We start from the raw sequence: 13,419 nt of genomic DNA, 5'->3' as shown, positions 1-13,419 counted from the left end.
GAAGTGTTTTGAGTAAACTCCTTAAAATAAATCATAGGACTAACGAGCTGATCAAGAATCCGTTCAAAGACGGCGCGCTTTTACAACTCAGACTCATCCCTCTTAAAGAATATAGTGTTGAGTTTACCAAAAAATATAACCAATGTAGGCAGTAAGTATTCTATTTTAAAGAACGTTAGGATAGCTGACTTTTAACGAGCAACTCTAAATTTTTGAGTTGTTCGATGGCTTCAGAATGTTGTCCTGCGCCGTCCATATCCTGTTGTATAGCTTTTGAAGCGAATTGCAAGGCACACATGGCCAATACATCTTGCTTATCTCTAACAGCATAACTTTGCTCAAACTTTTTAATCATAGCCTCAATTTCCTTTGCCGCTTTACGTAAGCCTTCTTCCTGTTGAGGTTTTATAGTTAAAGGATAAACCCGGTCTGCTATAGACAATTTAATTTTTAAATAATCAGACATGAGATCCTTTTAAGTCTAATCTGCAAGTTGCGCAATACACGCGTCAAGTTCTCGCATCATAGCATTTATTTTGAGCTTGGTTTCCCGTTTATATTCGTTACTGCCCAGCATTGCATTTGCAGCTTTGAGTGTACTGTATTTTGCTTCCCAGTTAGCAAGAACTTCATTTAATTCTTGTTGTTCTAGCTTGAGTTTCTGATTTTCAGCTTCTAAAAGCTCGTGATTACGTTGAAGCTTTTGGTAGCGATGCACCAATTTGCTCATAACATTTTGCAATGCATCAACACGCTCCAACAGTTCACTCATAACCTATTTTTAACAATGCTTAGTCACACAAAGTTAACATTCGCGCACTAATATCCCAATACAATCTATTTTATTTTTAATAGGTATATAGCTGACAATAATGTTTAGGTATTTAAATTTTTGGCTTTGAAGTATTTAGATATTCACGACTTAAACTAAAGATTTAATCCTTAGATCAAGACACGTTCAACCTTAAAAATTGCTGAATTACCGGTACAATATTCTACCATAAGGATACGCTAATCACTTAAAGTTCGCTTCAAATAATTATCTTAGCTTTTCTATGAAAAAATCACTTTTATTCCTTTTTGGTATCGCGGCAAATGTAATGTTTGCTCAAAACAAATTTCCGCAGGATGCTTTCATTAAACCTTTAAAAATTCCTACGGTTTTTGCGGGAACTTTTGGCGAACTCAGAAGTAATCATTTTCATAGTGGTCTTGATATTAAATCCCAACACCGAACCGGTCTTGAAGTGGTCGCCAGCGCCTCAGGGTATGTGAGCCGTATAAAGGTTTCGCATTATGGCTATGGCAAAGCTTTATACATCACGCATCCTAACGGATATACCACTGTTTATGGGCACCTGAGCAAATACGGTCCTGCGATCGAAGCTTATGTCAAACAAAAGCAATACGAAGCTGAAAATTATGAGGTCGAATTATTTCCGAATCCTGATGAGCTTGTGGTCACGCAGGGTGATTTAGTAGCTTATAGCGGAAACACCGGCGGTAGCGGCGGCCCACACTTACATTTTGAGATTCGAGATAAAAATGAGCGCCCTATGAATGCACAACTTTTTGGCATTCAAGCGCCAGATCACAAAGACCCTATTCTTAAAGACCTAGTGGTATATATCTTGTCTGATTCCAGCCACGTAAATCAATCTCAAAAGCGTCAAGAATTGCGCTTCACCAAACAACCTGACGGTACTTTTTTAGCTGAAAAAATACGTGCCTATGGTCAGATTGGTTTTGCCTTAGGAACCATCGATCAGCAGGACGGAGCAAATAACAGTAACGGGATTTATTCCATTGAAACCAGCTTTAACGGCGAAAAGTATTTGGAAGTAAAAATGGACCAATTCTCCTTTGCTGAAACACGCTACCTTAACCGAATGATTGATTACGAACTTTACGAAGGTGACCGCAAACGGGTGCAAAAACTTTTTATAGAACGCAACAACCCTTTGAGCATTTTTACTTACGAGAAGAACAAAGGTGTGATCGACCTTACCCAAAATGGAAATGCTTCGGTGTATACCATTAAAGTTAAAGATTTTCAAGGCAATACGTCAACGCTTGTGGTTCCCATTACCATTGCTAAAGAGTCCATTCTTACGCCTAAAGAAATCAAAACGACTCCATATTTCGTGGAAGCCGAGACCTACAAGAATTTTGAAGTTGGTGATTGGGAGGTTTTTATTCCGGAAGGTGCGTTCTATGATGATTATTACTTAGATATTACTGCGAATACCGATGCACTACATCTGGATGAAGATCTCATTCCGGTACATAAATACTTACGCCTGGCTTATGATGTTTCAGCCTTTGCCGTTCAAGATCGGGAGAAGCTTTATATAGGACGTGTCAATTACCGCGGATTGCTACGCTATGAAGGAGCACGCCTGGAAGACGATCATCTCACCGCCTCCATAAATGCATTAGGTGATTTTAAGGTAGGCATAGATACCAAACCTCCTAAAATTCAGTCTTTAGATTTTTCTGACGGAAAATGGATTTCTAATTTAAACGAAATCAATTTTAAAATTATTGATGAAGATACCGGTATCAAAAGTTACCGAGCGACCATCAATGGTAAATTTGCTTTGATGGAATATGAATACAAAAAGAATCAGCTTACCTATTCTTTTGGCGATGGCATAAGTGTGAGCGGTGCCAACGAATTAAAACTGATCGTTACCGATAATGTAGGCAACAGCACAACTTTAGAAGCAACCTTCTACCGAAAATAATCTATTGAGAACCACTACCCTTTTTTGCGTGCTTTGTGTGTTGCTATCCGTTTCCGGGATGGCTCAGCAAGCGATCGTACGCGGAGTGGTTTTTAATGAACAGCAAGTTCCTCAAAGTGGCGTTAACATAACGTGGTCTGGTGGCGGTACGCAAACGGATGAATCGGGCTTTTATACTTTAAGTATTCCTGCGGAAAAAACAATTCAACTTAACTTTTCTCATATTGCCTATAAAGCGATCAAGGCGCAATTCAATCTGAAAGAAAACGAAATGGTTGAATTCAATCCTATTTTGAATGCTAAGGTTGAACAAATAAGTGATGTGGTGATCACTGCCAATACTACTGATCAAATCAGCGGAATCACCAATCTTACTCCCGAAACGGTACGTAAAATTCCAGGAGCAAATCCCGGTGTAGAAAATTTACTTCAGGCACTGCCCGGCGTGAGCAGCAACAACGAACTCAGCACGCAGTACGCAGTGCGTGGCGGGAACTATGACGAAAACCTTGTTTACATTAATGATATCGAAGTGTATCGCCCTTTTCTGATTCGCTCAGGACAACAAGAAGGCCTAAGCATTATCAACCCAGATCTGGTGCGCGATATAGATTTTAGTGCAGGAGGTTTTCAGGCAAAATATGGCGACAAGCTTTCTTCGGTACTTGATATTACCTATAAGCGACCGGTAGAGTTTACAGCTTCGGTAGATGTAAGTCTTCTTGGCGCCAGTCTTTCCGCAGAAGGAATTAGTAAAAATAAAAAGTTTACGGCTATTGGCGGTGCGCGATATTGGGACAATAGTTTGCTGGTTGACGCTAAACAAACACAAACCAATTACAGACCCAGATTTACCGACCTACAAACGTATCTGACCTATACATTTAACCCAAAATTCAGTATTGATTTTTTAGGAACGGTAGCCGTGAACAGCTATAATTATGAGCCACAAACCCGGCAGACCAATTTTGGTACGCTTACAGATCCTGTTGCTTTAGTTGTGGTTTACAATGGTCAGGAACAGGATCGTTATGAAACCTATTTTGGAGCGCTCTCCACCACCTATCAACCTAACGAACAGTTAGACTTAAAATTCACTGCCTCTGCATATCACACCCAAGAACAAGAACATTATGACATCGCTGCACAATACGCTTTGGGAACGCCTAATACCACAATTGGCAGCGCAAATGCAGGCGAAGTGGATTTTACCCGAGCCATAGGTGCACAACTCACCCACGCCCGCAATGATCTGGATGCGCTTATTGTCAACCTACAACATAAAGGCCAATTTATTAAAGATGAACATCAGCTGGATTGGGGATTAAAATATGTACACGAAAATATCAGAGACCGCTTACAAGAATATGAGATCATTGACTCTGCCGGGTTTTCTGTGAGACCGCCCTTAGAAGAATTTGTCAATGAGCAACCTTATGAACCCTTTGATGCCCCTCTGGCGCCATTTACTTCCAGAAGGTCTCAAAACACCGTGAGTATCGATCGGGTGATAGGCTATTTACAATATTCTAAACGATATAATTGGTCTTCTGCAAAGGCTTGGTTTAATGCCGGTATTCGTAGTCAATTCTGGACGGTGAGTGGTTTAGGTATTGCTTCAACTTCACAGCAAGTGGTTAGTCCGCGGGGGCAATTCAGTTTAAAACCGAATTGGAAAAGCGATATGCTTTTTAGACTTGCAGCAGGAATTTACCACCAGCCTCCCTTCTACCGCGAACTGCGTAATAATCAAGGACAGGTAGTTTCTGATGTTAAAGCACAGCGCAGTGTGCATCTGGTGCTAGGAAACGACTGGAGTTTTGATATGTGGGGACGTCCTTTTACGCTGACCTCTGAAGCTTATTTTAAAAGTTTAGACAACGTAAATACGTATACCTTAGAAAATGTGCGCATCCGGTATCGGGCAGCAAATGATGCGGAAGCTTATGCGTATGGATTAGATTTTCGGCTATCGGGTGAATTTGTTCCGGGAACCGACAGCTGGATCAGTCTCGGACTTTTAAAAACTGAAGAAAACATTCAAGATCGGGGCTATATCGCAAGACCTACCGATCAGCGTTTTAAAATGGCTTTTCTATTTCAAGACTACGTGCCGCGTATTCCGGATATGAAATTGTATTTAAAAATGGTGTATCAAACCGGTTTGCCGGGAGGTTCCCCAAGTTATGCAGATCCTTACCTGTACCAAACTCGCTTGCCCTTTTACTTCAGGTCTGATGTTGGTTTTTTATATACCATCATCAATTCAGAGCGGAGTTCGTTACGTAACAGCTTCATAAAAGAGCTGAGTACAGGCATTGAGATCTTCAACATTTTTGACCGTCAGAACAGCATCACAAATACTTTTGTACGAGATGCTGCCACGCGCCAGCAATATGCTGTCCCTAATTATTTGACGCCTCGGGTTTTTAATATTCGGCTGAGCGCGCGTTTTTAAGCGATAAAATCTTTTAACGTAGCCACGACATAATCAACCTCTTCTTTGGTGTTTTCGTGGGAAAATGAAAAACGTATACTGGGTTTTTTCAGCTTATCTTCCGTCAGGAATGCGTTGAGTACGTGACTGCCTTGATCGCTTCCACTCTGGCAAGCACTACCTTTTGAACACGCAATTCCCTTTAAATCCAATTGAAATAAAAGCATCAAGGCTTTATCTTCAGGTACCGGAAGACACACATTAAGCAAGGTGTACGTACTTTTTGTACCGTCGTGACAATTTCCATTAAAATGCACATCTGGAATATGTGTTTCTAATTGCTCTTTAAAATACCACTTCAATTCTTCGATATACGCACGCTCTTCTGCGAGGTTTTCCTGTGCTTTGATCAGTGCGGTTTCCATACCTGCGATGTTGTGTACCGGCTCAGTTCCTGCGCGGCTTCCACGCTCCTGACCACCACCAAAGATCAAAGATTTTACTTTAGAATTTTTCCGAAGAAAAGCAAAACCTACGCCTTTGGGTCCGTGAAATTTATGTGCGGCTGCAGCGATAAAATCTACAGGTATCTCGCTTAAATTAAGATCAAAATGCCCCACAGACTGAACCATGTCACTGTGAAATAACGCATTATGTTCTTTAGCCAGTTTAGCCACCGCCTCAAGATCTAGCATATTACCGATCTCATTATTTATGTGCATTAGGCTTACTAATGTTTTCTCCTCACTGCCGGCAAGCAGCTCTGTAAGATGATCAAGATCTACGCTTCCGCACTCTTTGATGCGCACCATAGAAACCTTAATGTCATATGCGAGTTGTAGATGCTCAACCACATGAATTACCGCATGGTGCTCGATAGGACTTGTGATAATGTGGCGTACCCCAAGATCGCGCACAGCGCTGTTGATGATCAGGTTATCAGCTTCGGTACCACCAGAAGTAAAAACGATCTCACCCGGAGTTACGTGCAAATAATTAGCAATGGTTTTACGCGCTTGCTCTATAATTGACTTTGCTTTGCGCCCAACAGCGTGAGTAGATGAAGGATTGCCCGGCACCTCACGCATCACTTCGATCATACGCTCTAATACTTCGGGACGAATAGCGGTGGTTGCCGCATTATCAAAATAAACCTGTGACATTTTTACAATTTAGAGGCACAAAATTAAATAGAATAAAATTATTTAGTCCGCTTAACCGTTAGTAAAATGCATTTCTGTTATTTTTGCCCAAAATCGTGTATTGCTCTTATGAAAAAGATACTGCTTCTCTTTAGTTTAATCGCCTTAAATTCTTGTGACGACGGTGATATCATCGTTTCTTCTTTTGATTTTTCTGAACAAGATGTAGATTATTGTTCTACTGTAGATGATACCGAATCAGAGACCGTAAATTATATCTTTTATAAGATCAACCCTGACACTAACGAGGCGATCGCTTTTAGAATAAGTACAGACGAACCTATTTTAACTGAATTGAGTAATGAAACGGCGTATACCTTTAACTTAGGAAGCAGCTCTAACACGTTTGTTTCGTACCGCATCTTTAATAATCCCGTGACTTCAGACTATTTCTGTAATGAAGTACCACCTTCTCAACCCAGCGTTACCGAAGAATATATCAGTGCAGAAGGAACCGTTACCATTGTAACCGAAGGTGAGTATGATGATGACGATGACATTGATGCCGAATTTGAAATGACTTTAAACGGGGAGACTGATCTTGACGGCGACGGAATCCCAAACTATTATGATTTTGACGATGATGGTGATAATGTACCCACCAATCAAGAAGGTGTGGTGTTAAACGAGGATGGCTCGATCAATATGGAAGAATCGCTGGACACCGACGGTGACGGCATCCCTAACTTTATGGATCCTGATGATGACGACGATGGTGTACTTACCATTAATGAAGATGTTGACCGTGATCTGAATCCTAACAATGATGTAACTGATGTATCTATTGGCCCTGATTATTTAAATGATAACATCGCCATAGATTATAATGTAAATGCATTTAGAGAGCATACGTATAACCTAAACAATATCACACTCACCATCAACTTGACAGATCTTGTCTTTATTTCTCAAAACGGAGAAGCAACCATCAGACAGGAAGAATTGTTATTTGGAGAATATAGCGCTCCAAGTGAAACAACGCAAGTAACACCTGAGTTTCCTGAGTAGATAAATGTGTTAGTTTTATAAAAACAAAAGCCGAGTGTTACAACTCGGCTTTCTGTTTTTTAAATGGCATTAAATTGAACATTAATCCAGTTCTTCAGCGATTTTATCGTAATAGGCTTGCGTTACCACTTCCGTCCAGATTGTGGGTTGCTCGCCTCCGTATAATGCCAAATAGGTTACGTCGCTATTCTTTGTTGAAGAATGCCAGTGTTCGATATCTTTTTCACACTTGATGATATCACCCTCCTTAAGGATTACTGCATGTTTACCTCTTTCTTGGTAATATGCTTCTCCATCAACAATGATCAATACTTGAGGTGAACTATGTTTATGCCAGTCTAAAGTAGAATTGGCCTTAAAGGTTGCCTTGGTTATGTTATAACCTAATTCTGCATCATTAGCAATGATCCCGTTGAGCCAAGCTTCGCCAATATAGTGCGTATTAGGCGCTTTTACACCTGATGTTAAATAGGATGAAACTTGATATTCCTGATCTTGCGCAAAAATCGTAAGTGAAAAAATAACGAAAAGAATAGTTATTGAATTTTTCATTTTGAACGTGTTTTAAGAGGGTATTGATTCTTTGTTTGAAACATTAAAAGGTAATGAAATTATTAATATCTAGTTTGATACATTGCTGTTCTGACAATTTACCACCTAACTACGGTTAAACAGAAAATTGAAAGTTTTAATTTAAGAAGTATATAATATCACTTCTCTAATACGGTGATTTTGATGAAAAGACTTCCCAATATTCAAGAAAAGCACTTTTGTCTATTTTGGTAGTATTAAAAAACTCTTCAAAATCCCTTAAAAGTAAATTGTTATCTGTCCAATATCCATAATTATCTTCGAAGGGCATTTTTAGAAGTACTTGTGCATTTTTATCCAATCCGATTTCCCGTTGGGGAATACCTGTAGCAAAGTCTAATTCTACCAGCCAATATCTTACACCTGCAATCTTATGGTCGAAGTCTGGATTTGCTTTTGGGAGTACCGTTGACAAAAGCTTCGTAAAAAAGAGCTTTAAACTTCTTTTTAATCCACTATTAGCTTGAGTTAATTGAGCTACATTAGGAGCTTCAAATTTTATATAAATGCATTTTGTCAAGGGATACACTATCTATATTGATTTTATAACAGAACCCGTTAATAATCATTTTATTCTACTGCCAGTAATTTGAAACTACTACAAATATGTAAACAATTTTGTTGGCAATCAGTTTGCATTTTTAGCGTTCTTTTTTATAATTTTTGCTAAATCCTTAAGTTGACTTTTCCTTTCAAATTGATACAAAGAATAAAAAGTAAAATTTAATATGAATAAAAATAGAAGCATAACAATGGTTGCTGCTTTATACTTTAAAAAGTCTAATTCAAATCCATTATTGAATAAGATTGAAGTAATTATTAAAATAGGCATTAAGATTATAAGAGCTTACCAAAATAATTTAGCTTACTTGAAATTTTAATGAGTTCACCATAATCATCAAAATGAAATTGGTGAATAGGAAAAAAGAGTGGGGCAAATCCGTCCACGGTCCATAACAAGATTAAATTATCTTGAATTTCACCATTAATATTTCCAGATCTGGCTAAGGAACTTTTTAAATGATTAAATAAGTTACTATTCCTCTTGTATTTAATGATTTTAACTATATCTGGTTTAGTTGGCTTGATGATCGCTTATTTAACGGTTAAAAGGTTTGAGAATACATCATTACGAAAAAAGTTATCTACTTGAATAAAGATAATAAAGTTGCCTATTTAAACAATTAGGTAACCATCAAAAGCGAACTATGGTCGATTTAAGGCATTTACTTTTCTTATTTTTAGTTGATATCTAATGCCATATAACATTCCTATGAATCCTCCGAGATAACTGAAATTATGCATTGTTCCAGCACATATAAAATCACGTCGGTTAATTATATCTGAAGGAATATTCCATTCTATTTGATATTTTATAAGTGTAGCATAACCTACTGCGATACCCAATACTCCAATTATAATTACAATTAGAAAAGTCCGAATTGTTGCTCCGAAAGCACTTTTCCACATTACTTTGACAGTTGGCTGACAGAATCCAATAATTGCGTTTATTAAACCAAATAAAAGTCCGAACCACCAAGTAGACCAAACACCTATTAACCCTGCTGTGACTCTTGGTGTATCAAGTCCGTATTCTACAAATCCAAATTGTTGAAATTTGAATTTCGTAAAATATTCGGTCGAAATTGAGTATGAGGCTTGATTATGCAAAAATCCGTAAATCGAAGCAAAAAGTATCGAAATAGTTACGATTAAAATTAGAAATCCAATTCTTTTTATCATTCTTTTTTTCAGCTTGCTCCCATTAAATATTAAGATAAAATTACTTCTGAAACACCTTATATTCTTTACAAACTAACTTGATATAGCACTTGTATCAAGCGCTTTACGTTTAAAAGAAATACCTTCACCGGGTCGTTTTTGAGCAAGTTGGCAAATACCAAATGCGCTCAACTGCAACATTCTGGGATATCCCCCGGAAACCTGACAGTCACGCATCAACGCGATAAGGGTTCCGCTTGGAGTAAGTTGTACCGTTCCGGGTAAAACCGGCCCCGTAGTAATGCCTTTCAACGTATTAGCAAAAGTCTCTTCAAACGGGATCGCCATCCGGTTGCTCTTAGAACTCAGCATAAATAACCTCTCAAAAAGCTGCTGTTGCTCCTCGGTGCTCAACAACGCAAACTCCGGGCCGGGATAGGCTTCTATTGCGGGATCCCAAAGTTGGGTATCTTCAAAGTTTACACGAGATAATGCTTTTGTGGTGGATACTTCATCAGTAATGGCCAGAAACGCCCCTTTTTCAAGCTTAGCAGCCGTTGTAATGCCGGGATATTGACTTCGGCTACCTAATACGCTTTCGGTTTGAAAACCTCCGGAAACAGCAAGATAGGCGCGTAAACCTTTATGAAGTTTGCCAAATTTAAGCACATCCCCTTTTTGTACCCGATAGCGTTTAGCTAAACTTATGGGTTGGTCGTTGAGTAAAATATCAAATTGTGCTCCGCAAACCGCAATGTAGGTTTCGCTGCTAAACTCCAATACCGGGCCAGTCATCAGGATTTCGAGCACAGCAGCGTTGGGATCATTATTCAATAACAAATTGGCTTTTCCGGCAGAAAACGAGTCCATCACCCCGCTTTGCGGCACGCCATACTGCGCCACGCCGTATCTTCCGGTATCTTGAAGCGTGGTATAAAAACCTGGTCGTAGTACATTTATGTTAGTCATAAGTCGGAGTTAATTGATAGGTTTCTGCTTGAACTTCCTGTTGAATTTCGTCATACTTTTCTTTAGAAACCGAATAAAACTGAATGCGATCTCCCGGCGCAAACGGACAAGGAGGATCGCTTTTAGGATCGAATAAAGCCACCGGACAATTCCCGATAATTTGCCATCCCGCCGGACTGCTGTTTGGGTAGATTCCGGTTTGGTTTTCGGCGATGCCCACAGCACCTTTTAAAACCGATGCACGTGGCTCAGATTTACGTGGCATTTTGAGGCGCTCGTCCATTCCGCCGAGGTATAAAAACCCGGGTAAGAATCCTATGAAATAAAGTGTGTATTGCGGAGCAGTATGCAAGTGGATGATTTCGTCAATAGTCAAGGATTTTTCTTTTGCCAACAGCTCAAGGTCTAGACCAAATTCAGCATCATAACATACCGGTACCCGATACAGTTTTGAAGCGACTACCTCAGTTGGAATATTTTGAAAATCAAGCGTTTTTAAGCGCTCAAAATCGCTATAAATAGATTCTATTGAATTAATATAATTGACTAATATTGAGTTGTATGTGTTTGTTATTTCAACTTTTTGTTTAACTATATTTTGTACGATGTATTTCTTTACTGAAAGCAGAAATTTCAAGTTTTCAGGCGAAATTTCAAAGTCCCATTGCAGGAGTATCGCTTGTTCTCCAAGTCTGTTTATTCCGGGTTTTAGGTACACGATACGGTAGTTTTTTTTATCTGATTTTCGTCTAATTTTTGATTCAAAAGCTGAAGTAATTCCACTGCTTTTGGCGTGTCGCCGTGCACACAAATCGTATCAATTTTTGTCTTTAAAATACCACCATCAAGAGTCTTAATTTCGCTATGTTGAACCATACGCAAAACGTGGTTGATCAAGGCATTTTCATCGGCGATCACCGCATGGTTTTTTTGACGAGACACCAAGCTTCCGTCAGGTTCATAATTACGGTCAGCAAAAGCTTCAAAAAGCAACCTCAGTTTACCTGTTGCCGCACGGGTCATTTCAGAATCAAAAGGTACATACACCGGGATTTCAGGATAGGCTTCAGCCAAGACTTCCGTTAGAAATTCAGCATATTCCTTTTTTTGAGCGCACAAATTATACAATGCACCGTGTGCTTTGATATGATGCAAGGGCACTTGATATTTCAGACAGGCTTGATTCACTCTGGCAATTTGTTCTAAAACGGAGTTTTTGAGTTCTTTAAACGAAAGCTGTATTTCTTTCCGCCCAAAATGCTCCCGATCAGGAAAAGACGGGTGCGCTCCTACTCCAACCTTGTGCTGTTTCGCAAGCTGAACCACTTGATCAATAGTTTCTAGATCGCCGGCGTGACCGCCGCAAGCGAGGTTGCACGAACTGATAAGCGGCATCAATGCGGCTTCATTGCCGATGCCCTCGCCTAAATCACAGTTAAGATCGATACTTGTTCTCATAATAGTCCAAAAACGCTTAGAATTGCACGCGCTCCTAATATAAGGGTTACGATCAAAATGCACACGCTTATTACATTTTTCAGCTTAGAGTTTTGGTAGCTTCCTAAAAGCGTACTGCGATTGGCTAGCCAGATCAAGATCCCTGCGATTACGGGTAAAAGAATGCCGTTGGCCACCTGCGCAAACTGAATGATCTCTATAGGCTTGATCCCAAAAGTTGCCACACCCACGCCGAGTACTAAAACGAGCATCCAAACCAATCTGAAATTTCGCGATTTGAGATCGCCTCCCAGATTGAGGCATCCTTGCGCCACATAAGCGGCTGCAAGCGGTGCTGTGATCGCTGAAGTAATCCCGGCGGCAAAGAGTCCTAATCCTATACAATACCGCGCAGCGCTGCCGTAGAGCGGCTCTAAGCTTTGTGCGAGTCCGCTGGCACCATCCACTTCTTGTCCTGTTATGGCAGCCGCAGCAATGATCACACTCATAGATACGAGTCCGCCTAAGATCACCGCAACAATAGTATCTTTTTTTGCTGCGGAAAGCTCAGTTCTATCCTTCCATTTTTGATTGACTAAAGACGCGTGTAAAAACAAATTATATGGCACTACGGTGGTTCCTACCAAGGCGACAATCATTAGAATACTTCCGTCAGGAAATTGCGGAATCAGAGCACCTTTGAGCACCGTTAGGAGTTGAGGACCTGTGAGTATCGCCGTGATCACAAAAGACAAGCTCATCAAGATCACCAGAAGTAAAAAGACTTTTTCGAGTACTTTGTAATTGCCTATATACAATAAAATGAAAGCTATAGCTCCTATAAGCAAACTGTATCCGTTTATAGCATATCCCGCAACTTCAAGAGTGCCGGGGCTTCCTAAAGCCTGAAGTCCTAAAACGCCACCGCTTATATTTCCACCTTCATAGGCCGCGTTACCCACAACTATGGCTGCTAAAACAAGCCCTAAAACCGATTTTCTAAGAATACCTGCGGGCAGTTCATCACGCAGTACTTGTGATAGCCCCTTTTGCGAAACTAGACCAATACGGGAAGCGGTTTCCTGTAGAATAATGGTCGCAATGATGGATAAGGTCATCGCCCACAACAGGCTAAAACCAAACTGAATGCCAGCAAGTGTACAAACGGTCACCGTACCGGGGCCGATAAACGCCGCTGCCACTAAAGCGCCGGGGCCAATGTTCTTAAAGGGATTTCGCATAGATCTTGTTAAATCCTAAATATAAAAACATCTGTTTTGATTTCGGCACAAACCTTTGGCTAAAG

At 40.0% G+C, this 13,419-nt stretch carries 13 protein-coding genes and 1 other RNA gene; 3 read left to right on the top strand and 11 right to left on the bottom strand.

Annotation, left to right across the window (positions count from 1 at the left end):
* Positions 1-14 precede the first annotated feature (14 nt).
* The 3 genes from ssrS to LDL79_RS15540 all read right to left on the bottom strand — a co-directional run bounded on the left by ssrS (position 15) and on the right by LDL79_RS15540 (position 772).
* Positions 15-123, bottom strand: a non-coding RNA gene (ssrS, locus tag LDL79_RS15550) — 6S RNA.
* A gap of 52 nt (positions 124-175) precedes the next feature.
* On the bottom strand, positions 176-466 hold the full coding sequence (locus LDL79_RS15545; RefSeq protein WP_072981913.1) for a cell division protein ZapA: 291 nt from the start codon (positions 464-466) through the stop codon (positions 176-178).
* Positions 467-481: 15 nt separating this feature from the next.
* Positions 482-772 carry a hypothetical protein gene (locus LDL79_RS15540; protein ID WP_072981911.1) on the bottom strand — a complete coding sequence of 97 codons (291 nt, stop codon included), beginning with the start codon at positions 770-772 and terminating at the stop codon, positions 482-484.
* Between the two features lie 283 nt (positions 773-1,055).
* On the opposite strand from LDL79_RS15540, the gene LDL79_RS15535 reads away from it, so the two are divergent.
* Both LDL79_RS15535 and LDL79_RS15530 read left to right on the top strand, forming a co-directional pair.
* Positions 1,056-2,747, top strand: a complete 1,692-nt coding sequence (locus tag LDL79_RS15535; protein WP_225598383.1) for a M23 family metallopeptidase — start codon at positions 1,056-1,058, stop codon at positions 2,745-2,747.
* 58 nt (positions 2,748-2,805) lie between these two features.
* Entirely contained in the window at positions 2,806-5,205 is a 2,400-nt protein-coding gene (locus tag LDL79_RS15530) for a TonB-dependent receptor (protein WP_225599988.1), read from the top strand.
* Here the strand turns inward: LDL79_RS15530 and LDL79_RS15525 are convergent.
* Positions 5,202-6,347 carry a cysteine desulfurase family protein gene (locus tag LDL79_RS15525; protein ID WP_225598382.1) on the bottom strand — a complete coding sequence of 382 codons (1,146 nt, stop codon included), beginning with the start codon at positions 6,345-6,347 and terminating at the stop codon, positions 5,202-5,204. The genes LDL79_RS15530 and LDL79_RS15525 overlap by 4 nt on opposite strands.
* Positions 6,348-6,455: 108 nt before the next feature.
* Between LDL79_RS15525 and LDL79_RS15520 the strand changes: the two genes are divergently transcribed.
* Positions 6,456-7,394 carry a hypothetical protein gene (locus tag LDL79_RS15520; RefSeq protein ID WP_225598381.1) on the top strand — a complete coding sequence of 313 codons (939 nt, stop codon included), beginning with the start codon at positions 6,456-6,458 and terminating at the stop codon, positions 7,392-7,394.
* Between the two features lie 81 nt (positions 7,395-7,475).
* On the opposite strand, the gene LDL79_RS15515 is transcribed toward LDL79_RS15520, so the two are convergent.
* The 7 genes from LDL79_RS15515 to LDL79_RS15485 form a co-directional block, all read right to left on the bottom strand.
* Entirely contained in the window at positions 7,476-7,946 is a 471-nt protein-coding gene (locus LDL79_RS15515; RefSeq protein ID WP_225598380.1) for a cupin domain-containing protein, read from the bottom strand.
* A gap of 166 nt (positions 7,947-8,112) precedes the next feature.
* Entirely contained in the window at positions 8,113-8,505 is a 393-nt protein-coding gene (locus LDL79_RS15510; protein WP_225598379.1) for a hypothetical protein, read from the bottom strand.
* A gap of 686 nt (positions 8,506-9,191) precedes the next feature.
* Positions 9,192-9,728 (bottom strand): hypothetical protein, encoded by a 537-nt coding sequence (locus tag LDL79_RS15505; protein ID WP_225598378.1) that lies wholly within the window; start codon positions 9,726-9,728, stop codon positions 9,192-9,194.
* A gap of 72 nt (positions 9,729-9,800) precedes the next feature.
* A complete protein-coding gene (locus LDL79_RS15500) occupies positions 9,801-10,676 on the bottom strand; it encodes a 5-oxoprolinase subunit C family protein (protein WP_225598377.1) in 876 nt (291 codons plus the stop codon).
* On the bottom strand, positions 10,669-11,394 hold the full coding sequence (pxpB, locus tag LDL79_RS15495) for a 5-oxoprolinase subunit PxpB (protein WP_225598376.1): 726 nt from the start codon (positions 11,392-11,394) through the stop codon (positions 10,669-10,671). The genes LDL79_RS15500 and pxpB overlap by 8 nt, the downstream gene beginning before the upstream one ends.
* On the bottom strand, positions 11,385-12,134 hold the full coding sequence (gene pxpA / locus LDL79_RS15490; protein ID WP_225598375.1) for a 5-oxoprolinase subunit PxpA: 750 nt from the start codon (positions 12,132-12,134) through the stop codon (positions 11,385-11,387). The genes pxpB and pxpA overlap by 10 nt, the downstream gene beginning before the upstream one ends.
* Positions 12,131-13,354, bottom strand: a complete 1,224-nt coding sequence (locus tag LDL79_RS15485; RefSeq protein ID WP_225598374.1) for an Nramp family divalent metal transporter — start codon at positions 13,352-13,354, stop codon at positions 12,131-12,133. Before LDL79_RS15485 ends, pxpA begins: the two co-directional genes overlap by 4 nt.
* Positions 13,355-13,419 lie beyond the last annotated feature (65 nt).

This window comes from Leeuwenhoekiella palythoae, assembly GCF_020310025.1.
GTDB classification, from domain to species: domain Bacteria; phylum Bacteroidota; class Bacteroidia; order Flavobacteriales; family Flavobacteriaceae; genus Leeuwenhoekiella; species Leeuwenhoekiella palythoae.
The sequence above is the reverse complement of the archived record's forward strand: the minus strand, read 5'-3'. Positions and strand labels throughout refer to the sequence as shown.

What these genes read in the sequence shown, in the direction of transcription:
- LDL79_RS15525 (WP_225598382.1), bottom strand. Translation starts at nt 6,347, where the DNA reads ATGTCACAGGTTTATTTTGATAATGCGGCAACCACCGCTATTCGTCCC.
- LDL79_RS15530 (WP_225599988.1), top strand. Translation starts at nt 2,806, where the DNA reads ATGGCTCAGCAAGCGATCGTACGCGGAGTGGTTTTTAATGAACAGCAA.
- LDL79_RS15485 (WP_225598374.1), bottom strand. Translation starts at nt 13,354, where the DNA reads ATGCGAAATCCCTTTAAGAACATTGGCCCCGGCGCTTTAGTGGCAGCG.
- pxpA (WP_225598375.1), bottom strand. Translation starts at nt 12,134, where the DNA reads ATGAGAACAAGTATCGATCTTAACTGTGATTTAGGCGAGGGCATCGGC.
- LDL79_RS15535 (WP_225598383.1), top strand. Translation starts at nt 1,056, where the DNA reads ATGAAAAAATCACTTTTATTCCTTTTTGGTATCGCGGCAAATGTAATG.
- LDL79_RS15505 (WP_225598378.1), bottom strand. Translation starts at nt 9,728, where the DNA reads ATGATAAAAAGAATTGGATTTCTAATTTTAATCGTAACTATTTCGATA.
- LDL79_RS15515 (WP_225598380.1), bottom strand. Translation starts at nt 7,946, where the DNA reads ATGAAAAATTCAATAACTATTCTTTTCGTTATTTTTTCACTTACGATT.
- LDL79_RS15545 (WP_072981913.1), bottom strand. Translation starts at nt 466, where the DNA reads ATGTCTGATTATTTAAAAATTAAATTGTCTATAGCAGACCGGGTTTAT.
- LDL79_RS15500 (WP_225598377.1), bottom strand. Translation starts at nt 10,676, where the DNA reads ATGACTAACATAAATGTACTACGACCAGGTTTTTATACCACGCTTCAA.
- LDL79_RS15520 (WP_225598381.1), top strand. Translation starts at nt 6,456, where the DNA reads ATGAAAAAGATACTGCTTCTCTTTAGTTTAATCGCCTTAAATTCTTGT.
- LDL79_RS15540 (WP_072981911.1), bottom strand. Translation starts at nt 772, where the DNA reads ATGAGTGAACTGTTGGAGCGTGTTGATGCATTGCAAAATGTTATGAGC.